Source organism: Candidatus Aalborgicola defluviihabitans (assembly GCF_016705985.1).
Classification (GTDB): domain Bacteria; phylum Pseudomonadota; class Gammaproteobacteria; order Burkholderiales; family Burkholderiaceae_C; genus Allorhodoferax; species Allorhodoferax defluviihabitans.
In genome coordinates, this window is the sequence record NZ_JADJKN010000002.1 from 12,682 (window position 1) to 32,791 (window position 20,110).

21 protein-coding genes, 1 tRNA gene and 5 pseudogenes are annotated in these 20,110 nt (G+C 57.6%); 5 read left to right on the plus strand and 22 right to left on the minus strand.

Annotation, left to right across the window (positions count from 1 at the left end; translation table 11 throughout):
• Nucleotides 1–39: 39 nt before the first annotated feature.
• The 15 genes and pseudogenes from IPI80_RS00340 to IPI80_RS00410 form a co-directional block, all read right to left on the minus strand.
• The gene (locus IPI80_RS00340) at nucleotides 40–258 is read right to left on the minus strand and encodes a hypothetical protein (protein ID WP_413856057.1); all 219 of its coding nucleotides are present in this window, start codon (nucleotides 256–258) and stop codon (nucleotides 40–42) included.
• A 411-nt stretch (nucleotides 259–669) separates the two neighbouring features.
• Entirely contained in the window at nucleotides 670–1,233 is a 564-nt protein-coding gene (locus IPI80_RS00345) for a site-specific integrase (RefSeq protein ID WP_413857545.1), read from the minus strand.
• Nucleotides 1,233–1,610 carry a hypothetical protein gene (locus tag IPI80_RS00350; protein WP_413856059.1) on the minus strand — a complete coding sequence of 126 codons (378 nt, stop codon included), beginning with the start codon at nucleotides 1,608–1,610 and terminating at the stop codon, nucleotides 1,233–1,235. The genes IPI80_RS00345 and IPI80_RS00350 overlap by 1 nt, the downstream gene beginning before the upstream one ends.
• Nucleotides 1,611–1,800: 190 nt before the next feature.
• On the minus strand, nucleotides 1,801–2,616 hold the full coding sequence (locus tag IPI80_RS00355) for a hypothetical protein (RefSeq protein ID WP_413856061.1): 816 nt from the start codon (nucleotides 2,614–2,616) through the stop codon (nucleotides 1,801–1,803).
• A 64-nt stretch (nucleotides 2,617–2,680) separates the two neighbouring features.
• Nucleotides 2,681–2,809: a hypothetical protein gene (locus tag IPI80_RS00360; protein ID WP_413856063.1), complete on the minus strand. Its 129-nt coding sequence runs from the start codon at nucleotides 2,807–2,809 to the stop codon at nucleotides 2,681–2,683.
• The gene (locus IPI80_RS00365) at nucleotides 2,797–3,174 is read right to left on the minus strand and encodes a hypothetical protein (protein WP_413856065.1); all 378 of its coding nucleotides are present in this window, start codon (nucleotides 3,172–3,174) and stop codon (nucleotides 2,797–2,799) included. The genes IPI80_RS00360 and IPI80_RS00365 overlap by 13 nt, the downstream gene beginning before the upstream one ends.
• A gap of 32 nt (nucleotides 3,175–3,206) precedes the next feature.
• Nucleotides 3,207–3,494, minus strand: coding sequence for a hypothetical protein (locus tag IPI80_RS00370; RefSeq protein ID WP_413856067.1), 288 nt, complete (start codon nucleotides 3,492–3,494; stop codon nucleotides 3,207–3,209).
• 66 nt (nucleotides 3,495–3,560) lie between these two features.
• Nucleotides 3,561–3,908 (minus strand): type I restriction endonuclease subunit M, encoded by a 348-nt coding sequence (locus IPI80_RS00375; protein ID WP_413856069.1) that lies wholly within the window; start codon nucleotides 3,906–3,908, stop codon nucleotides 3,561–3,563.
• Between the two features lie 104 nt (nucleotides 3,909–4,012).
• Entirely contained in the window at nucleotides 4,013–4,393 is a 381-nt protein-coding gene (locus IPI80_RS00380) for a hypothetical protein (protein WP_413856071.1), read from the minus strand.
• Between the two features lie 670 nt (nucleotides 4,394–5,063).
• Nucleotides 5,064–5,139 (minus strand) — tRNA-Thr (locus IPI80_RS00385).
• Nucleotides 5,140–5,588: 449 nt separating this feature from the next.
• Nucleotides 5,589–6,698 carry a radical SAM family heme chaperone HemW gene (hemW, locus tag IPI80_RS00390; RefSeq protein ID WP_413856073.1) on the minus strand — a complete coding sequence of 370 codons (1,110 nt, stop codon included), beginning with the start codon at nucleotides 6,696–6,698 and terminating at the stop codon, nucleotides 5,589–5,591.
• A 141-nt stretch (nucleotides 6,699–6,839) separates the two neighbouring features.
• Nucleotides 6,840–7,456: pseudogene (gene rdgB, locus IPI80_RS00395) on the minus strand (RdgB/HAM1 family non-canonical purine NTP pyrophosphatase).
• Nucleotides 7,456–8,184: a ribonuclease PH gene (gene rph, locus IPI80_RS00400; protein WP_413856075.1), complete on the minus strand. Its 729-nt coding sequence runs from the start codon at nucleotides 8,182–8,184 to the stop codon at nucleotides 7,456–7,458. Before rph ends, rdgB begins: the two are co-directional and overlap by 1 nt.
• Nucleotides 8,185–8,235: 51 nt before the next feature.
• Nucleotides 8,236–9,149, minus strand: a pseudogene (locus tag IPI80_RS00405) (PP2C family protein-serine/threonine phosphatase).
• 76 nt (nucleotides 9,150–9,225) lie between these two features.
• Nucleotides 9,226–10,232: pseudogene (locus IPI80_RS00410) on the minus strand (serine/threonine protein kinase).
• Between the two features lie 78 nt (nucleotides 10,233–10,310).
• Here IPI80_RS00410 and IPI80_RS00415 point away from each other — a divergent pair.
• The 4 genes and pseudogenes from IPI80_RS00415 to IPI80_RS00430 all read left to right on the plus strand — a co-directional run bounded on the left by IPI80_RS00415 (nucleotide 10,311) and on the right by IPI80_RS00430 (nucleotide 14,432).
• Nucleotides 10,311–11,224, plus strand: a pseudogene (locus IPI80_RS00415) (YicC/YloC family endoribonuclease).
• Between the two features lie 3 nt (nucleotides 11,225–11,227).
• Nucleotides 11,228–11,848, plus strand: a complete 621-nt coding sequence (gene gmk, locus IPI80_RS00420) for a guanylate kinase (protein WP_413856077.1) — start codon at nucleotides 11,228–11,230, stop codon at nucleotides 11,846–11,848.
• A 16-nt stretch (nucleotides 11,849–11,864) separates the two neighbouring features.
• On the plus strand, nucleotides 11,865–12,068 hold the full coding sequence (rpoZ, locus tag IPI80_RS00425; protein WP_413856079.1) for a DNA-directed RNA polymerase subunit omega: 204 nt from the start codon (nucleotides 11,865–11,867) through the stop codon (nucleotides 12,066–12,068).
• A 98-nt stretch (nucleotides 12,069–12,166) separates the two neighbouring features.
• A pseudogene (locus tag IPI80_RS00430) lies at nucleotides 12,167–14,432 on the plus strand (RelA/SpoT family protein).
• On the opposite strand, the gene greB reads toward IPI80_RS00430, so the two are convergent.
• Nucleotides 14,429–15,001, minus strand: a complete 573-nt coding sequence (greB, locus tag IPI80_RS00435) for a transcription elongation factor GreB (RefSeq protein WP_413856081.1) — start codon at nucleotides 14,999–15,001, stop codon at nucleotides 14,429–14,431. The pseudogene IPI80_RS00430 and the gene greB sit on opposite strands and share 4 nt — an antisense overlap.
• Before the next feature lie 333 nt (nucleotides 15,002–15,334).
• Between greB and IPI80_RS00440 the strand changes: the two genes are divergently transcribed.
• Complete coding sequence (locus IPI80_RS00440) at nucleotides 15,335–16,822, plus strand: tyrosine-type recombinase/integrase (RefSeq protein WP_413856083.1); 1,488 nt, start codon at nucleotides 15,335–15,337, stop codon at nucleotides 16,820–16,822.
• A 36-nt stretch (nucleotides 16,823–16,858) separates the two neighbouring features.
• Here the strand turns inward: IPI80_RS00440 and IPI80_RS00445 are convergent, their stop codons facing one another.
• The 6 genes from IPI80_RS00445 to IPI80_RS00470 are packed head-to-tail and all read right to left on the minus strand — an operon-like array spanning nucleotide 16,859 to nucleotide 19,874.
• Nucleotides 16,859–17,119, minus strand: coding sequence for a hypothetical protein (locus IPI80_RS00445; RefSeq protein WP_413856085.1), 261 nt, complete (start codon nucleotides 17,117–17,119; stop codon nucleotides 16,859–16,861).
• Nucleotides 17,037–17,531: a hypothetical protein gene (locus IPI80_RS00450; RefSeq protein WP_413856087.1), complete on the minus strand. Its 495-nt coding sequence runs from the start codon at nucleotides 17,529–17,531 to the stop codon at nucleotides 17,037–17,039. The genes IPI80_RS00445 and IPI80_RS00450 overlap by 83 nt, the downstream gene beginning before the upstream one ends.
• Nucleotides 17,528–18,982, minus strand: coding sequence for a hypothetical protein (locus tag IPI80_RS00455; protein WP_413856089.1), 1,455 nt, complete (start codon nucleotides 18,980–18,982; stop codon nucleotides 17,528–17,530). The genes IPI80_RS00450 and IPI80_RS00455 overlap by 4 nt, the downstream gene beginning before the upstream one ends.
• Nucleotides 18,876–19,364, minus strand: a complete 489-nt coding sequence (locus tag IPI80_RS00460; RefSeq protein WP_413856091.1) for a hypothetical protein — start codon at nucleotides 19,362–19,364, stop codon at nucleotides 18,876–18,878. The genes IPI80_RS00455 and IPI80_RS00460 overlap by 107 nt, the downstream gene beginning before the upstream one ends.
• A gap of 13 nt (nucleotides 19,365–19,377) precedes the next feature.
• A complete protein-coding gene (locus tag IPI80_RS00465; protein WP_413856093.1) occupies nucleotides 19,378–19,734 on the minus strand; it encodes a DEAD/DEAH box helicase family protein in 357 nt (118 codons plus the stop codon).
• Nucleotides 19,686–19,874 carry a hypothetical protein gene (locus IPI80_RS00470; RefSeq protein WP_413856095.1) on the minus strand — a complete coding sequence of 63 codons (189 nt, stop codon included), beginning with the start codon at nucleotides 19,872–19,874 and terminating at the stop codon, nucleotides 19,686–19,688. The genes IPI80_RS00465 and IPI80_RS00470 overlap by 49 nt, the downstream gene beginning before the upstream one ends.
• Nucleotides 19,875–20,110: the final 236 nt, after the last annotated feature.

Sequence of the window (20,110 nt, forward strand, 5' to 3'; positions counted from 1 at the left end):
AAATAACGACCATCAGAACAGAGTAGAGAAAGCATTGAACTATCCCGCGGTCAAGACTTTGTTGACCGCAAGTCTGGCGCTATTCAGCGCCGCGTCGATAGAGAATTCAAGACCTGCCTCGAATTCATTTTCATTCTTACAAACGGACCATTCGTATCCGCCTCGATATGGATCGCGATTGGGCGCTATGTAGATTTCGTACTCACGAAATACCTCTTCATAACTGCCTGTAATTGACTCAATCTGTGGTTGTTTCATCTCACCTACTCCGTTGTCTCCATGCCCACGACAGTCCCCGCAGCAAACAAACTTGCGCCGCCAAAGTTCGCAAATAGTCCTCTGATTGCGCCATAGGGTGTAGGGGTCGACCTACCAAGACCACTCGTTGTCACTGACTGCGCGAATGTGACGTTCAGGCGGCAACCAATACCCCCAACGATGAGACATCAATATTGGGCAGTCCGAGTCCATTTACCATCCGCTCCGGCTAATCCGATTCCCTCCCCTTCGCGCACGAAAATCCTTAAGACCAATCATTCACTTTACGGAATGGCATCTGTACGATGGATCAAGTGAATGTACATTAGCCCGCCTCATCCATCAAGAACCCAAATTTAACGCCTACACCAGTGCCATGGGCGAGGCATTTGGTGTTTTACGCAGATTGGATCAAAGTATGCTCTGTATTTGCCGCTTCTGCACCGGGCGTACATAGCGATAAAGCATCTCCAAGGACTTGTGACCGGTCTGCCCCATGATCGCACTGGTCTGCATACCTACCATGGCCGCCTCGGTCACAAACCCCGCACGTAGCGAATGACCCGACACCAGCTTCGCAGCGTCCACCCCCTTGGACTTCCCAACCGCTGACTTTACGATCAGCGCCACGGACTGCGGCGTCAAAGCCTTTCCGTTGACCACCCGGTCGTGTCGATTGACCGGACGGAACAAAGGCCCCTCCCCTATGCCCGCCAGTTCCAGCCATCGATCCAAGGCCTTTACGGGACACCGTTCCTCTGACTTGGCCAGCGGCACAAATACGGTACGGCCTTCACCTTCCTGATCAGTCTTGGAACGACGAATCAACAGTTCAATGCCGTGGGCATGCGGCGTGATGTCCTCCATGCGTAGCGCAACCAGTTCCGACCGTCGAAAGGCACCGGCGAACCCCAGCAAGAGAAGCGCCTTGTCTCGGGCCGCTTTCAACGGCTTTTGCTTGGCCACCATCACCATCAGTTCCAATAGATCATCTTTGACCAGTGCCCTCGCCCGCTTCTGTGCCACTCGAAGGTGCGCCATATGCCTTGCATGGTTCGTTTAACGAGTCGGTCTTTGACGGGACTCTCAAACCCCTTGTCGGTGTGCGCCCGGTGGATGGTAATCAGTCGATGGGCCAGCGTCGCAACCGCCAGCACTCCGCCGAACTTTGCCATGTACTCCGCAACCATCTGCGGAGTAGCGGGAACTTTGCCGCCGTTGGCCTTGAAGTGGCGAACGTCTTGCGCATAGCTGCGCTTCGTTGAGGCGGACTGCGCTGCCAGGGTGTAGCTGTTGATTGGCTTGGACGGCATTGCTTTGGGTGTCTTGGTGCGGTTGGTAGGGGTAGTCACATTTCTTCCATTGGGCAAAAATGTGGCGGCGGTTGGCTACGCTTTTGAGCGCTTTTCGGCGGCAATGGCTACACAACACGGCGAAAGCGTCGATAACGCGGCCTGGCGCGTTTTGGTGGCTTTTTGAACCGGTTTTGTCGGTCGGTGCCGGTGACAAACGGCGGCTTCGGTACCGCAATCGCTGTTTCAGTCAACTTTGTGGGGGTTGACGGGGCATTTCCAGTGGCCAGGTTGGACGGCGGCGGTCAATGCAGAAGCGGCTTCCATCTTCCATGAGTCTGTGAATGCACGCCGTACCGATAACCTCCTGTTGGGTGATCACATCATCGAGCGTGGCATCCTCGCCCATCGCCTCCCCTACCACCTGATTCGACAAGGACGCCAAGTAATGGCACTCGCGCTCCAATTCCCTGACGCCTTGAAAAGCATTGGGATAGCGTCCAATCTCCCATCGGAACGGTGTAACCACAATTGCCAAGACCAGTGCACCGACTTCCTGCGCCATGCTTGCCAGAATGGGCGTGACGCCGCTTCCAGTTCCCCCACCAAGACCGGCCACCAGAATGACCACGTCTGCACTGTCAACCAAAGATCGCAGAGTATTTTCGTGCTTCCGGGCGGCGGCACGTGCCACGTTGACGTTACCCCCTGCTCCGTACTGTCCAAGTTGTACTGGTCTAATTCGTGCAATGTCTGGGTGAAGCCAGTTGGCCTCAACGACCGCCTCAATGCTTTGCCATCCCATGCTGACGCAGGCAAAACCCGCTCGGCAATGCGTTGCTCGAATCGGTTCACTCGACCATGCGGCCAAAGCAATATTGGAACCCGCATCGCCGACACCGATAACCCTGCAAGAAATTTCTTGGGGTTCACCGGGTTTGCTGCCAGCCTCCTCAGGCACTGTCAACTTTATCGGTACGTTTTCAGTGGGTTGATACGCCACTGCGGGAAAACTGACGCCCAGGGCGGCAGCACCAAGCCAATAGAGTGTGTTTCTTCGATCCATGATCGGTCTTCCAAATTCTATTGCTTCGAAGCAGGCAAGACTGTCTGGGCTTCGCGGGTTCGTATCACCAGAAGTCCTTCATGTATTCAGACATCAAGCAAATGCTCAGGTACTGGCACGGCATGACGGCATCCACGTCCAATACGTACTGTTGGTCCACTGGTACGTCTGCGGGATTGATCAGGTAGCACACGGGCAGCTTGCCATCTTGGAATGTTTGCCGATGAAACAATGCAAAGTGGTCCGGCTTTTCGACAACAAAATCAAGGCCAGATCGGGAAGATCGTTCACCGCATTGGCTGTCCTGTATCGCGATGCAGCCCACCAGTCGTAGTGATCGAACAGCTCTGGTATCAGTTTTCCCGTTACCGACCAACGACCATTGGCGGGCCGTTTGGATTGCTTGGCCGCAACAAGGCGCACCTCATCAATAGATTTGTTCGCGACGCTCGCAATGCAGGCAATGGAGCTATTCCATTGGTTGGTCTGCGCGACGCGGTGAAAAGTCGGCTCGAAATCAAAGGGATGACTTGCAGGTGATCTTGGGGGTATGTTCATGAACAGTCCTTGACCGGTGTGAATACGAGCTATCAGAGCAACTGAGGCTGATAGTCATGAATCTCACGTCGGCACTGTGCGGCAAGGACCACACAACCAGCACCTAAATCGCTGATTTCAGCTAGTAAAAATCCAATCGATTCGATGCAATCGGCAGAAATCGTGCCATCCTCGATGACGACCGCAGAGTGAGCCAGGAGGTGGCCAATTGCACCTACGCCATGGTGCAAGACGCTGACGGTGGTTTCGGCGTCGTCCGCAATTGCGACCAATAGCTTCGCGTCGGCACCCGCAAAGTCAATATCTTGTGTGGGCGTCAACGGCAACTTGGGCAGTCGCTGTAGTAAGTCACGCAGGGGGCGCTGTGCCTGTTCTCGCGTTGACATCTAGTAATCCTGCGGAAGCAAAATGCACGAACTCGACCGCGTGACGCCATCCTCACCAACGGCTTCCGTAATGATCCACACTCGCTCTCCCTTGACCACATACGCAGAGAGCAGCCGACTTCCATTCACCAAGGCCGCGTCATTCGCCACCCGGTCGTGCCTGGTAAGGTCACCCCAGTCTCCGCACTGGTGGCGATTCAGCAAGGTGACTGACGCCACCCCATGTTTCTCCAGCAAAGCCAATGCGGCGGGCGTTGCGACGACCCTCCCGAGCGGGAACAATGGCGGGCCACTGGGTTTGATGTTTTGGTTGTCCCGTGCTGACGCGGGAACGCTGTCTGCGCTCATGGCAATTCTCCTTTGAGTGATGGAAATCCAGAAGTGGAAAAGCACGCAGCCCGCGCCTGGGATGGGCGCAAACTACGTGCTTTGTGGGATTCGGCGGTAACGCCCTACTTGCCTTTGCCGCTGGGGCTCTTTCCGTTTGGGTTCGCCCGCTGGGTGATTTCCAAAACCATGCAGGCTGCATGTTGAGATGTCGCAAATCCGTCGACCTGATGCTTGGCATCGATCCAACCGGCTGGATCAATCACGTATGAGAATGATTGGCCATCTGGGGTGGGCGCCCGAACTCTATGAAAGAGAACATGCCTTGCCGCCTCATTCTCATCGTAGTCCAGGCACAGCACGCAAACGTCCGGCAGGGCCGCGCCGCTCACGAAGTCTTGGTACGGACTGCATGCTAACGGGGACAAATTAAACAAGACCTTGCGAAACAAGACCTCATCGAAATAGAAGGGTCCGTTCGCTCTCATGCCAAGAGTAACGGCCATCTTTTTACCTCAGCCAGCGTCTTGTTTGTTAACGTCGCTGCGACGGCCAGAAGGTCATCGTGGCTACCTTCCTGCTCTACACGGACGAACGGTGATTTGAACCCGGTTGGTAGCGCTCCATTGCCGGTTTTCGTAGCTGCTGATGCCATTGCTTTGTCTCCTTGGGATAGTGAAGTAAGTAAGTGGCGCATGCAGCGGCTCAGCCTGGGTTGGTTGACCCTGATGAGGTAAGCAAAGAAGGGAATCGGTTTGCGGAATCTGAGCGGAGTGCTCAGTTCGCTATCTTGCTGGCGCTGCACTGCGCCGTCGTGTCAAATCGGCTGTTCGGCTGGCGAACGCTCGATTTGGCATTTAAATCATATATCGAACCCACCATAAGGAGCAATGGCTAAATTACTTTGCAGTATGGCGACTTTCCGTGGTTTGCTCCCGTGGCAATCTAGATTTCCAGCAGACGGCAGATCACCTATCGGCTACCCGCTCATCCCGGTGTGCAATAGACCGTGTTATCAATTACATTCAAGTTAGGCAGGGGCCAACAAGGAACGACTGACACAGTTGCCATCTACTGGGCCAACCAAAAACATGCAAACAACTGTGTCAGGATCTGCCAAAAAAGCAAAAAGCCGCACAAGGCGGCCTTCTGGCTTTGGTGATTGACTTTGGTTTTTGGTGCCGCTTAACGGAATCGAACTGTTGACCTCATCCTTACGAAGGATTTGCTCTACCAACTGAGCTAAAGCGGCATAGCGTCAAATTTTAGCATCTTGACGGACGGATGCCAGCCAAAGGTACTCTGGTACTCTGTGGCACAGCCCTGGCACAATGGCGACGACATTCGCCAATTGTCATCGGCTTTCGTCTCCGATAAAATCGCTGTAACTCGTTGATTTATATTGTCGTCAAGTTACCCGGACTATCCCAAAAACCCTTAACTACTCATTCGTAATGAGAAGGTCGGGTGTTCGATTCATCTCTCCGGCACCAAAACTACAAACGAAAGTCCGCTATCTAAACCGTAGCGGATTTTTTTTGGACTAGCACCGGGCTAGCACTGGGATCAAAACTTTGAACTTTGATCCCTGAATATTAAACCGGTCTTGTTGCCCAAACACCACTCTGTAGCGGCGCGACTGCGCCGCTTATCCCACAGGTCACCCCCCTATGAGAGAAGCGCCTGCGGGTTGCCCCCTGTTTACTGCGCATTGGACAGAAAAAGCGCCTGCAAGTCGCTCAGAAAATCAAAGCCCCGTTGCGTGGGTCGCACACGTGCAAAGTCGCGCTCCACCAGGCCTTTCGCTTCCGCTTGCTGCAGCGCGGCTGCAATGGCGGTTAGCGGCAGGCCAGTGCGCTCGGAAAAATCCCGCAGCCCAAAGCCGTGGCGCAGGCGCAAAGCGTTGAGCATGAATTCAAAGGGCAATTCAGCGCGCGCCACTTCGTCGTCCTGCGCCAACGCGTGGCCGGCCAATGCGTTGTCCATGTACAGGCGCGGATCACGAAAGCGCACCTGGCGCACCACCCGGTGGGCAAAGCTGAGTTTGCTGTGCGCACCCGCACCCAAGCCCAAATAGTCGCCAAACTGCCAGTAGTTCAGATTGTGTTTGCAGCGGTGGCCACTCTTTGCGTAGGCTGAGACCTCGTAGCGGTCCAGCCCCGCCACACCAGTCAGTTCGGTGATGTGGTCCAGCATGGCATAGGCCGTGTCGTCCTCAGGAATGGCGGGCGGGTACTTGGCGAAATAGGTGTTGGGCTCGATGGTGAGGTGGTAGATGGAAATATGCGGCGGCGCAAATTGCAGGGCCGTAGCAATGTCTTGTCCCACCTGCTCTTGCGTCTGGCCCGGCAGGGCGTACATGATGTCCAGGTTGAAGGTATCAAAGGCCTGTGCGGCCTCTTCCACCGCTGCCAGTGCCTGGGCGCGGTCGTGCACACGGCCCAGGGCGGCCAGGTGGGTATCGTTAAAGCTTTGCACACCAATGGACAGGCGTGTCACACCTGCTTGGCGGTAAGCGCGGAAACGGTCTTTCTCAAAAGTTCCGGGGTTGGCTTCCAGCGTGATCTCGCAATCGGCCTCCAGGCGCAGGCGGGCGCGAATGTCACCCAGCAAGCGGTCAATGGCTTCTGGCGCAAACAGGCTGGGTGTGCCTCCGCCAATAAAAATGCTATGGATACCACGCCCCAGATCAGCGGCAGGGCGGCTTCCAGATCGGCCATCAGCGCATCCACATAGCGCTTCTCCGGGCAGTTCGCCGCCGGGTTTCTCGTGGGAGTTGAAATCGCAGTAGGGCACTTCTTGATGCACCACGGCAGGTGCACATACAACGACAACGGCGGCAGGGCCGCCAGTTGCAGCGTGCCAGGGCGCATGTAGTGGGTGATGTCCCGCTGGACCGCGGGCGCGCTGCCGGTTGCTTGGGAATCTGCGGGAACAATCGGAATCATGCTGCTAACCGGCAGCGGCCTGCCCCAGCCAGTGTTCGCGGATTAGCGCTGCCATGGCTTGGGACGACTTACCACGGTGGCTGTTGGCATTTTTGACTTCAATGGGCAACTGGGCAAAGGTCTGGCCAAAGCGGGAATCCACATAATGGGGTCAAACCCAAAACCATTAGTGCCCATCGGCTCGCGTGCAATCTCGCCCACCACGCGGCCCACCGCAATCAGCGGCTCGGGGTCGTCTGCCGAGCGCACGGCCACCAGGGTGCTCACCATGGCGGCACGTCGGTTGTCAACCCCCTGCAACTGCTCCAGCAGGGCGCGCACGTTGTTGGCATCGCCTTTTTTCGTAGCCGAACTGGGTGGCGTAGTAGGCGGTGTCCACGCCGGGCAGACCGCCAAATGCATCCACGCACAGGCCGGCATCATCCGCCAGCGCAGGCAAACCAGTGTGATGCGCGGCGTTGCGCGCCTTGGCCAGGGCATTTTCTACAAAGGTTCGGTGCGGTTCGGGCGCCTCGGGCACGTCCAAGCTACCTGCGTAATGAGCGTGCAACCCAGCGGTTGCAGCATGGCCTGCAGTTCTGCCAGCTTGCCCCGGTTGTTGGAGGCGAGAACAATACGCATTATTTTGACAGTGACTGCCGTTGCGGCACCATCAGCTCGGTGATGCCCTTTTCGGCCAGGCTCAGCAGCTTGTCCATCTCCGCGCGGGTAAAGGCAGCGCCCTCGGCCGTGCCCTGCACTTCCACAAAATGGCCGGCACCGGTCATCACCACGTTCATGTCGGTATCGCAAGCGGAGTCTTCGGTGTATTCCAGATCCAGCAACGGCGTGCCCTGCACAATGCCCACCGAAATCGCTGCCACTTGGGCGATGATGGGCGACTGGGTGATCTTGCCCGCCGCCAGCAAACCGTTGACCGCATCCTGCGCGGCCACAAAGGCGCCAGTGATGGCAGCGGTGCGGGTGCCACCGTCGGCCTGCAACACATCGCAGTCGAGCTGAATGGTGCGCTCACCCAACTTTTTCAGATCAAACACAGCGCGCAACGAACGCCCGATCAGACGCTGAATCTCTTGGGTGCGTCCGCTTTGCTTGCCACGCGCGGCCTCGCGGTCGCTGCGGGTGTGGGTAGCGCGGGGGAGCATGCCGTATTCGGCGGTCACCCAGCCTTCGCCACTGCCGCGCTTGTGGGGTGGCACTTTCTCTTCCACTGAAGCGGTGCACAGCACTTTGGTGGCCCCAAACTCGATCAGCACCGAGCCCTCAGCATGCACCGTGTAGCCACGGGTAATGCGCACCGGGCGCAGTTGGTTGGCGGCACGCGCGGATGTGCGAACAAATTCAGTCATGCAGATTCCTGGGTCAAGCAAACGATGAGGCGCGCCAAATTGCGCGAAAAATCAGCCCTTGCGGGAGGCCGTGCGGCGAATGGCTTCGTTGATCTCGGCGATGGAGCGCTCAATGGCTTCGTCATCCAGATCGTCCACACTGGAATCCAGCCAACCGGCCTGCACAGTAGACGCAAACACGCCATCGTCAATGTCGTCGGTGGAAATGGAACCCCGGGTGGATTCAAAGGTATCGGGCGTTTCCCATTCCATGGCGATCACGGTCACGTTGTCGCTATGGGCGCCCCCCTTCAGCAAGGCCCGCTCCACCAGCTCGGGCACGGCAGAGCCGACCTGCTTTGCCCCAACTGCAAGACAATTTCGGAGTCGTCCAGGCTGCCCCACAGGCCGTCGGAACACAACAGGATCTTGTCGCCTTGCTGCAAAGGTACCGGCCCAGTCACTTCAAATACCGGCTTGGTGGGTGAACCCAGGCAGGTGTAGAGCACGTTGCGGTTGAAGTTGGCTGGCAGTGGCACGTCCGGCTTGGCGTCTTGACGCTGCTCGATGTAGGAATGGTCCCGCGTGCGAACCAGCAACTCGCCATGGCGCACAAAGTACAAGCGCGAATCACCGCAATGCACCCAGTGGGCCACGTTGCCTTGCACAATGGCGGCTACCAGCGTGGTGCGCGGCGTGTCCATCAGGTGCTTTTCCGCTGCATAACGCAGGATTTGGCGGTGGGCCGTCATGATGGCCATGTTGAAGAACGCGCCTACATCCTCGATCTCCGGGGTGGCTTCCTTCTGGTAAAGGGCAGAAATGCTTTGCAGCACAATTTGCGCCGCTACTTCGCCTTGGGGGTGCCCACCCATGCCATCGGCCAGCAGGAAGAGGCCCGACGCCTTGGTGTAGCAATACCCCATGCGGTCTTCGTTCTTCTCGCGCCCGCCTTTGCGGCTGATCTGGAATACAGAAAATTTCATTCGGACCTCCGCCGAGCCGCCTCAAGGAGGTCGACGCCCCCTCGGGGGGCAGGGAACAATGTGACCATGGGGGCCGTCATTTTGGTTTGACACCCACATTGGATACGCCAAGAACGCTTCGTTTGGTGTCGGACACCATGGTGTCAAACTGCATACGCACTTTTTCCGTGACACTCAGTTTGGTGTAGCGTCGCTCGCCTTCGCGGCTCAGCTCTTTTTGCAGGGCAAAGACCGACTGTGGCCTGGACAACGGGTCCAGCGACATGCACCATTCCACCACTTCAATCAGATTGTCTGAATACACTCCGCGCAACCGTGCCAGGGCGACGGCAATGCGGTCCTTCTCCAGACGTTGCGGCGCCTCATTGGGCGGGTAGCCCTGCATGCAAGCGTAGATGCAGGCGCCAATGGCATAGATGTCGGTCCAGGGGCCCATGGATGCGTCCCGGCGGTACATCTCGGGCGCGGCAAAGCCGGGCGTGTACATGGGGCGAATGAAGTTGCCTTCTTTACTGAGCACTTCACGGGCAGCGCCAAAGTCAATCAGCACTGATTTGTTGTCGTCAGTGATAAAAATATTGGCAGGTTTGATGTCCAGGTGCAGCATCTTGTGTTGGTGCACGATGCGCAGGCCACGCAATATTTCGTCAAACAGCGAGCGGATAGTCGACTCCCGGAACACTTTGCTCTGTTTGAGGTCGCGAGCGGTCACGATGAAATCCTGCAGGGCGGCACCCTCCAGGTAGTTCATCACCATGTAAACGGTTTCGTTTTCGCGGAAGAAATTGAGCACGCTCACCACCGACGGATGAGAAATTTGCGCCAGCGAACGCCCTTCTTCGAAGAAACTCTTGAGGCCCAGGCGGTACAGCGACAGCTTTTCGGGCAGCACCTGCGGCAACATCTCGCCGGGTGCCCGAGAGGCCAACGAGCTAGGCAGATATTCCTTGACCGCTACCTGCTGGCCATCGGCGTCCAGCGCCAGATACACCAAACCAAATCCCCAGCCGCAACTTTGCGAATAATGCGATAGCCACCAATGGTGGTATCCGGAGGGAGGGGTGCTGGCTTGACCTTCGACATAAATTAAGAGTTGAACGCTCGTCTGATCCGTCTGAACCGGGTTATTCTCGGGCTCGTTTCACGAACCGGTATTACGCAATGTCAGTTTACAGCATGACAGGTTACGCCAGTGCACAGAACAGCACGGCTACGCCCTCACAAAACACAGAGGGGAAAACCCCTATTGGCCAGCTCGGTCTGGAGATCCGATCCGTCAACAGCCGCTTCCTGGACCTGTCTTTCCGACTGCCGGAAGACCTGCGCCAGTTTGAACCCGCCCTGCGCGACCTGCTGGTGGGCCGCCTGAAGCGCGGTAAGGTGGAAGTGCGCGCTTCCATTGAAAGCAATGCCGCAGGCAGTGTGGCCGACCCCTCCCCACGGATGCTGCAGCGTCTCAACGCCGTACAAGACAACGTGCGCGCCTGGCTGCCAGCGGCCACGCCGTTGAGTGTGGCCGATGTCGTGCGCCTGTGCGCGGCCGAGCAAACCGGCGCACACGACTGGAGCGCCGAGGTCATGCCTGTGGCAGAAAAGGCTTTGCAGGCCCTGCTGGGGGCACGTCAGCGTGAGGGCGCCCGTCTGGCTACCATGCTGCTGGAGCACATTGCCCAACTGCGCACCCTGGCCCAGCAGGCCGTGCCACTTATCCCGCAATTGGTGGAGCAAAACCGCCAGAAATTTCTGGCCCGCTGGAAGGAAGCCATGGCTCTGGCCGATGGCACCGCCCTGCCAGAGGCTGCCCAAGACCGCGCCCTGACCGAGGCCACGGCCTTTGCCATCCGCATCGACGTAGCAGAAGAAATCACCCGCCTGGGCTCGCACCTGGACGAATTGGAGCGTCTGATCAACAAGGGGGCGAAATTGGCAAGCGCCTGGACTTCCTGATTCAGGAACTGCACCGTGAAGCCAATACCTTGGGTTCAAAATCAGCCGCGCTGGAGTTGACCCACATTTCCGTAGACATGAAGGTTTTGATCGAGCAGATGCGCGAACAGGTGCAGAACATAGAATAAGGCATGGACTACCCCGGAAATCTTTTTGTCGTCGCCGCTCCCAGCGGGGCAGGAAAATCCAGCCTGGTCAAGGCCCTGCTCGAACTGGACTCCCACGTTCAGCCATCGGTTTCACACACTACGCGCTCACCACGGGGCCAGGAGAAGCATGGGCGCGAATATTTCTTTGTGTCAGAGCAGGAATTCGACGCCATGGTAACTGCGGGCGGTTTTTTGGAATGGGCCCATGTCCACAACCACCGCTACGGAACGTCCAAACGCGCCATTGAAGATCGTATGGCACAAGGAGCAGATGTAATTCTGGAAATCGACTACCAGGGTGCCATCCAGGTCAAGCGAATCTTCACCAACGCGATTTCCGTCTTCATTCTGCCCCCCTGCTGGGAAGAACTGCGTTCACGTTTGGAGCGCCGCGGCGAGGACACACCCGAGGTAATCGATGTACGCATGAAAAATGCCGCTATTGAGGTCGCACAGGCGGATAAATTCGACTTCGTTATAATTAACGAGTTGTTTGACCGTGCGCTTTTTGATCTGAAAGCCATTGTTCACTCCCAGCGGCTCAAATTTGCAGCACAGCGACGTGCCAGAGCCGAAACATTCAAAGCATTGCTCATCCCCTAGTCTTTCGGAGAACTCCATGGCCCGTATTACTGTAGAAGACTGCCCGGTGCAGATCCCCAACCGTTTCCAATTGGTGCTGGCAGCCACCTACCGCGCCCGCATGCTCAACCAGGGTCACACACCCAAGATCGAGAGCAAAAACAAGGCTGGCGTGACCGCACTGCGCGAAATTGCTGCCGGCAAAATTGGTCTGGAAATGCTGAAGAAAGTGCCTCTCTGATTTTTTCCGCTCACAAATAGCACCGTTCGCGGTGCTTTTTTTTGCCCATTCGCAGCCCTTTGCAGCCATTACTTTTTGCAGCGCGCTACATTTGAGCTATGGGCAACCTCTTTCAACAACCGCCACGCAAAGACGACCCGGCTGCAGCCTCCGGTCTGCACCCGGACGCCGTCAACGCGGCCGCCGCCAGCTTTGCCGCCCTGACCTACAAACTCGACTACCTGTCTCCCGAAGATCTGGAAAAAGTCCGCCAGGCCTACCGGTTTGCCGACGTAGCCCATCTAGGCCAGTTGCGCAACAACGGTGAGCCCTACATCACCCACCCGATTGCCGTTGCCGCCCAGTGCGCCGAATGGAAGATCGACGCCCAAGCGCTGATGGCCGCCTTGCTGCACGATGCATTGGAGGACTGCGGCGTTACCAAGGGCGAACTGATCGAGCGTTTCGGCTCGCCGGTGGCCGAGTTGGTGGACGGTCTAACCAAACTGGACAAGCTGCAGTTCAACACCCGCGAAGAAAACCAGGCCGAATCGTTCCGCAAAATGCTGCTGGCCATGGCGCGTGATGTGCGCGTCATCCTGATCAAGCTGGCAGACCGCTCCCACAATATGCGCACCCTGGGCGATGTGCCCCGCTCCAAATGGGCGCGCATTGCCTCGGAAACACTGGAAATTTACGCACCTATTGCGCACCGTTTGGGCTTGAACGAGACATACCGCGAGTTGCAGGACCTGTCATTTCGCTACCTGCACCCCTGGCGCTACACCACCCTGACCAAGGCGGTGACCAAAGCCCGAAGCCGGCGCCGCGACCTGATCCAGAAAGTGCGCAAAGAAGTGGAAGCGGCCTTTGCCGCAGCAGGCATCAACGTTCGTATCGCTGGGCGGGAAAAATCGCTGTACTCCATTTACAAGAAGATGAACATCAAGCATCTGAGCTTTGCCCAGGTGACTGACATATACGGCTTTCGGGTCATCGTGCCCACCGTCATCGAGTGCTACACCGCGCTGGGCGTGCTGCACCAGTTGTACAAACCGTTGCCGGGCAAATTCAAGGACCACATTGCCATTGCCAAGGTCAACGGCTACCAGTCGCTGCACACCACCCTGGTGGGCCCATCAAGCGTGAGCGTGGAGTTCCAGCTGCGCACCGAGGCCATGCATGTAGTGGCCGAATCCGGCGTGGCAGCGCATTGGTTGTACAAGGTCAATGCGCCCGGCACCGTTGCGGCCGAGCGCTTGGGCAGCCAGTGGCTGCAATCACTGCTCGATATCCAGGACGAAACGCGTGACGCTGCCGAGTTCTGGGACCACGTCAAGGTGGACCTGTTCCCCGATGCCGTTTACGTGTTCACACCCAAGAGCCAGATCATGGCCATGCCGCGCGGCGCCACGGTGGTGGACTTTGCCTATGCGATCCACAGCAATGTCGGCGATCGCACGGTATCTGCCCGCATCAACGGCGATCAGGTGCCATTGCGTACCGAGATCAAGAGTGGTGATGTGGTGGAGGTCATTACCGAACCAGATGCCACACCCAACCCCGCGTGGCTGGGCTTCGTGCGCACGGGCGGGCCCGCTCCAAAATCCGCCACCACCTCAAAACCATGGCCCATACCGAGTCCGAGGAGTTGGGCGAAAAACTACTGTCCCAGGCATTGCGCGCCGAGGGTATTGACCGTTTTCCAAAAAACGAACCTGCTTTTGATCCTATTTGGGACAAGTTGCTGCGTTTTACCGGCAGTAAAAGCCGCGAAGAGCTATTGACCGACATCGGCCTGGGTAAACGCATTGCCCATATCGTGGCCAAACGTCTTGTGCATATGTTGGCCGACAGTGGGCAAAACCGGATGCGCTGCTGCTAACCCGGGAGCGCTTCACCGCGCACGAATCCACTTCGCAGGGTTCCATCACCCTGGACGGCAGCGAGAACGCCTCCGTGCAGTTCGCCCGCTGTTGCCGCCCCATCCCGGGAGACGAGATTGTGGGTTACCTGGGGCGTGGCGAGGGTCTGGTGGTACACACCCGCGACTGCCCGGTGGCTAAAAAACTGCTCAACAAAGACGCCGAGCGTTTCATTACGGTCGAATGGTCAGACGAGCCGGTACGCAGCTTTGAGACCGGCGTGGTTGTCACCGCCAAGAACGGCAAGGGCGTGCTGGCCCAGGTCGCGGCGGCACTGGCTGCCACGGAGGCGGACATTGTGCATATCGACATGGGGCAGGAGGCTGCGCAGGACGATGTGGAATTCCGCTTCGTGATTGCCGTGCGCGATGTCGCCCACCTGACTGCCGCCCTGCGTAACCTAAACCGCTCGCCTTCGGTGATGCTGGCCGAGCGTCGCAAAGTTTCCTCGCCCGGTTAAGGTGCCGGGGGTTCGGGTTGTGGGGCCGGGTAGCTAACGGACAAAACCTCGATCTCTTCCACCTTACCGGGCATGATCAACTTGAGTAAATCGCCTGTGCGCGCCTTGAGCAAAGTGCGGGCAATGGGGGAAATCCAGCTTACCTCACCCTTGGCACTGTTGGCCTCGTCAATACCGGTGATAGTTACCGTGCGCTCGTGGCCGGCCTCATCGGCATAGGTTACGGTTGCGCCGAAGAAAATTTGGTCGTTGCCATGGTGCACGGCAGGGTTGGCAATCTCGGCAATCTCCATGCGCTGGGTGAGAAAGCGAATGCGCCGGTCAATCTCTCGCAAGCGCTTCTTGCCGTAAATGTAGTCGCCGTTTTCTGAGCGATCACCATTGCTGGCCGCCCAATGCACCACATCCACGATCTTTGGGCGCTCAACGTCAATCAGGTCCAGCAACTCGCCCCGCAGCGCGGCGTAGCCTTGGGGAGTCATGTAATTTTTGCCACCGACCGGAATGGGGGGCAATTGCAGATCGTCATCGTCTGCGTTGTCTGACTCTTTGGTGAAAGCCTTGTTCATGTGGCACCCGTGAAGACGGCCCCACTTTTGAGCCGAGATGAACAACACTGGATATGAAAAAGCCCTGAAACATCGCTGTTTCAGGGCTATCCATTTGGTGCGGCTGGCAGGAATTGAACCCACGACCCCTTGGTTCGTAGTCAATGCAAACAGCGTTCCAAAAGAAACAACTGCATCCGTGATATTTATTTTATTCATTACAAATCAACAACTTACGAAACTTTAGCGTCCTAATTCAACCTAAGATGTACAATGACAGCTAGCGAGAAACGGCAACTGAACGGCAACCAGCCGGGAGAAACGGCAACCGAACGGCAACTGGAAAGCAGGTCAATGGGCATCATCACAGACAAAGAAATGGCATCGAAACCGAACGGTGCTGACCAGTGGTTCACTGACCCAGCCCCACGCGGTGCTGGTCGGTTCTTGGGCCGGATCACACCGGGTGGTGAGCGATCATTCTATTTTCGTTATACCACCCGCACCGGCCAGCGCGACACCCTTGCGGTGGGTGCCTACGACCCCAAAGGCCGGGAAGGCTATCTGACCCTGGCGGCAGCCCGCGAAAAGGCGGCGGGCTGGTCAAAGCAATACAAAGATGGTGCCCGCGACCTGCGCCAGCACTTTGCCAAACTTGAGGCCGACCGCCTGCAAGCCAGCGAAGACGCGCGCCAGCAGGCGGACAAAGACAAACGCGCTGCGGCCACGGCAGAGCAGCAGGCCGAACTGGACCGGCAGCGGCGGCTGACCGTCAAACAGGTGTTCGAGCGCTGGGCCGCTACCGAGCTGGCTCCCCACATCGGCGGCGACGGCAAGCGCATCGGGCGCAAAGACGGCGGTCAGTATGTGCGCGAGCAGTTCGAGCGGCGAGTATTTGCCACGTTGGGCGACATCGCGGTCGTGGACGTGCGCAAGGCCGACATCCTTGCCATCCTGGATGCAGTGAAGGCCGAAGGCAAGCTGCGCACCGCCAACGTGCTGTTGGCCGACCTCAAACAAATGTTTCGCTTTGCCGCCGAGCGTGAAATCATCGAACACAGCCCGATTGAGTTGATCAGCAAACGCAAGGTCGGCGGCAAAGACATCAAGCGCGACCGGGTGCTGTCAAACGATGAGCTGGCCGCACTGGTCAAGCAACTGCGAACGGCCAACCTGAGCAGGCGCACCGTCCTTGGGCTGTGGCTGATTCTGGCAACCGGCTGCCGCATCGGTGAGCTGATGGGCGCGGTGTGGGCCGATGCCAAGCCCCAGCAGCAGGCATTACAGGCCACTGTAGACGCGCACAACACGGCGCAAAAGTCTGGCGCGGTGCAACTCGGGTTCGTTGATCTGCAAGCCCGCACCTGGTACTTGCCCACCACCAAGAACCAACGCGATCACCTGGTCCACCTGAGCGACTTCGCCGTGCAGCAGTTCACCGAGTTGGCCACCCTGCGCGAAGCGCATCGCGACACCAGCAAGCCAGTGGCCTGGGTCTTTCCCGATAGCCGGGCCACTGGGCCGGTGTGCGTCAAGTCATTTGGCAAACAACTGGCCGACCGCCAAAGCAGCGAAAGCGCGCGCCTGCAAAACAGAACCAAGTCCGTTGACGCGCTGGTGCTGGAAGGTGGCCGCTGGACTGCGCACGACCTGCGCCGCACCGCCTCTACGCTAATGAGTCAACTCGGTATCTCGAACGATGTGATCAACGAATGCGAGAACCACATCAAGCAGGGCATGAGCGGCGTCTACATCCAAGACAGGCGGGAGGCTGAGCAGGTCAAGGCGTTCGATGCCCTGGGCCAAAGGCTGGCTAACCTGATGGTGCAATCACCCCCATAAGCCAACACCAAAGGAGGGGGACAATTTGTCCCTCCCCTACGCCACCAGCTCCATCAGCTTCCCATACCCATCCACCACGTCGTACTTGACCTGGTCGGATGTGATCTTGGCAAAGAACTTGCGGGCGCATTCGATCTTGCTTTCCTCGATTTTCCGCAGGTCCATGCTGGACATGGAGCCCTTGGTTTCGGCAACAAAGTAGACGTGCTTGACCTTACCTTCCTGGAATGCAATGGCCCAGTCGGGGTTGTAGTTGCCAACCGGTGTGGGTATGAAAAAGCCACGCGGCAGTGGCATACACCACCACGGCAGTGCTGGTGTCCAGCTCGCGCACAAAGTCGCGTTCGTTCTTGGAGTCGGTGAACACGTAGTCGTAAATGTGGTGATCGGCCTTCACCGCCTTGCTGAAATCTTCCTTCGGCTTGTCCTGGGTGAAGATGTCCATGGTGTGCGTGTCACCCGTGGGGTCGTAAGCAATGTGCTCCACGATCACGGTCGCCTTCTGCTCATTCATCAGGCGTGCAGCCTTCTGCATAAAGTCTTCGGGGTTGGTGCGGTACTGACTGAACACGGCTTTGTTGATGCCCTGCAAGACACTGGCTACGGTCGCGCGCGTCAGTTGCGTCTCTCCTGCCAGTCGGCCAATCAGGTCATATTTGACGGCGGAATGGGCTGACGCACGGTGAAAATCCGTCGTGGACTCGGTCACTTTGAACGATCCGCCCGTCGGATACCGTCATAGGTGGCGGTGTCGGCCTGCTCCCCAGCCACCACGGTGTAACGCATGGGGCCAACTTTCAGCTCAGCTTCCAAGGCCTTCACGCACTTCGCTACCAGCTCGGGCGTTTCAAATTCAACCGTGTACGCCGCCTTGCGGTTGATGCGATTCCACAGCGCCTTGAACTCGACTTTCTCAAAATTGGCGTTCAGCGGATTGGTTTTGGCCTTGCGGTCGTCTTCCGGCAATGGCAACTTCGCATCGCTGAACACACTGTCGATCAGCGCATACACGGCATCGGCATGCGCCGCCAATTCGGGCGGCAACGCTGCAAGCGTGCCCTCTTTCTTGGCTTCGTGGTACGCATCGGCGATGCGGTCTTTGTCGTCGGTGTAGTCGTTTTTAAGCAGGTACTTGTATATCTGCTTGGCCAGTTGCGGGGTTACGTCCACGTCACCGGCTGTGGTTTTGAGCACCTTGCCGGTGAAATAAGACTCGTTGGCCTCTCGTGGCCGCTCCGACAATCCCTCACTGATATCACGCTGCAAGGCGGTCACAAAGTCCTTATAGCTCTCGCTGGCAACCACAGTCAGCACGTTGATCTGGTGCACCGTGGCCGCGTTGTCCATGCGGTCGCCATGCTGATTGACAGAGAGACGCAGCCCGCGCCCAACTTCCTGGCGGCGGCTTACCGTGTTGTCGCTGTGCTTCAAAGTGCAGATCACAAACACGTTGGGGTTGTCCCAGCCTTCCCGCAAAGCGGAGTGCGAGAAGATGAACCGCACTGGCTCTTCGAATGACAGCAGCCGTTCCTTATCCTTCAAGATCAGGTCATACGCATCCACGTCGTCGGCTTCCGTGGACTTTTTGCCCGTCTCCGGGTCCACCATTCGCTTGGTCTTCTTGTCGATGGAGAAGTAACCGTTGTGCGTTTGGGTGGTCGCAATGCCTTTGAGATACCGGTTGTAAGGCGTGTCTTCCAGCGTCTGCGCCTCGGCCAATTGCAGGTTGTATTCCTCCTCAAACATCTGGGCGTACTCGCCGGGCTGCTCGCCAGCATCGGTATAGCTGCGGTATTTGCTGACCGCGTCAATGAAAAACAGCGACAGCACCTTGATGCCCTGGGCAAACAGCGCCTGTTCTTTTTCAAAGTGGGCTTTGATCGCTTCGCGGATCTGGATGCGGCGCAAGGCCGATTCACTGACATCGCCCGTGGCCTCACCCGCCACCAGCTCATGCCCATTGGTGAAGGTCACCGTGTTGGTCAGCGCATTGATATCGGCCACCACAAAGCCCCGGTACTGCTCCAAATCGCCCGACAGGTCGAACAGGTTGTCATTGCGGGACAGCTTGCGCAGCACACGCTTGATGCCATTGTTCTGCTTGATTTCCAGCTCCACCCGCGCCACGGGCGCTGCGGTGGAAACCTCGATGGACTCCAAATACAGGTATGCATTGGTGCCAGTCAGGCCCCTTGACCGATATGCCGCGCACCCTAATTTTCTTGACCAGCTTCTGGTTGTACGCGTCCAGCGCGTCCAGCCGGTGAATCTTGTTGTGGGCCGTCTTGTGTGTGGCTGAGTAGCGAAGCACCGCCAGCGGCTTGAAGTTGGCCAGCGAATCCAGCGTTTTGCCGCCTTCCATCTTCTGCGGCTCGTCCAGAAACATGACGGGCCGGTTGGCGCTGATCACATCTATGGGCCTGCGGGACTGAAAGTCGTCCAGCTCTTCGTAAATGCGGCGTGCGTCCTTGCCCGTGGCATTGAAAGCCTGCACGTTGATGACCATGACATTAATGCCCGCGTCACTGGAAAAGCTCTCCAAGTTGTGCAACTGCTTAGAGTTGTAGATGAAGAACCGGGCGCGCTCTTGTACTCGTCAGAAAGTGCTCTGCGGTGATTCCCAGCGACTTGAACACCCCCTCACGGATGGCAATGCTGGGCACCACCACAATGAACTTGCTCCACCCGTAACGGGCGTTCAGCTCGAACATGCTTTTGACGTAGCAATACGTCTTGCCCGTACCCGTCTCCATTTCAACATCCAGATTGATGTCGCACACCTTGGTTTTGACCAGCGCGGCGGACAGGGGCAGGTTTTGCCTAAGCTGCACGGCGTGGATGTTTTCCAGCAATTGGCCCGGTGTTAACGCCAGATCGGCGTTCTTGAAACCCACGGTTTCCAGCGCGGCCACTGCTTGCCGCTGGCATCCACCGCACGGCCAGGGTCTACCCGGTAATTGAGCCCTTCGCGCTTGGGTTGCCCGGCAAAGCAATCTGCCACGGCGACCACTGCGTTGGTCTGGTACGCCTGCTTTTTGAATTTGAGCTTCATGGTCGTGTCGCTCAAATGGTTTTGACTTCGGTGCTGGGTGAGATCAGTTTGAAAAGTTGCTCCACATTGATCTTGACGCTGTCGGTTGCAAAACCGGCATCGCGGAACACCGCGCGCAGCGGTTCGCGCCAGCAGCTTTACAAACTCTTCGCTCACGCCCTCGTCGAAGCACGCGGCCAGGCATTGCCATCTACAAAGTACACGGACTTGCCTTCGATGGTTTCTTTGGCAATAGG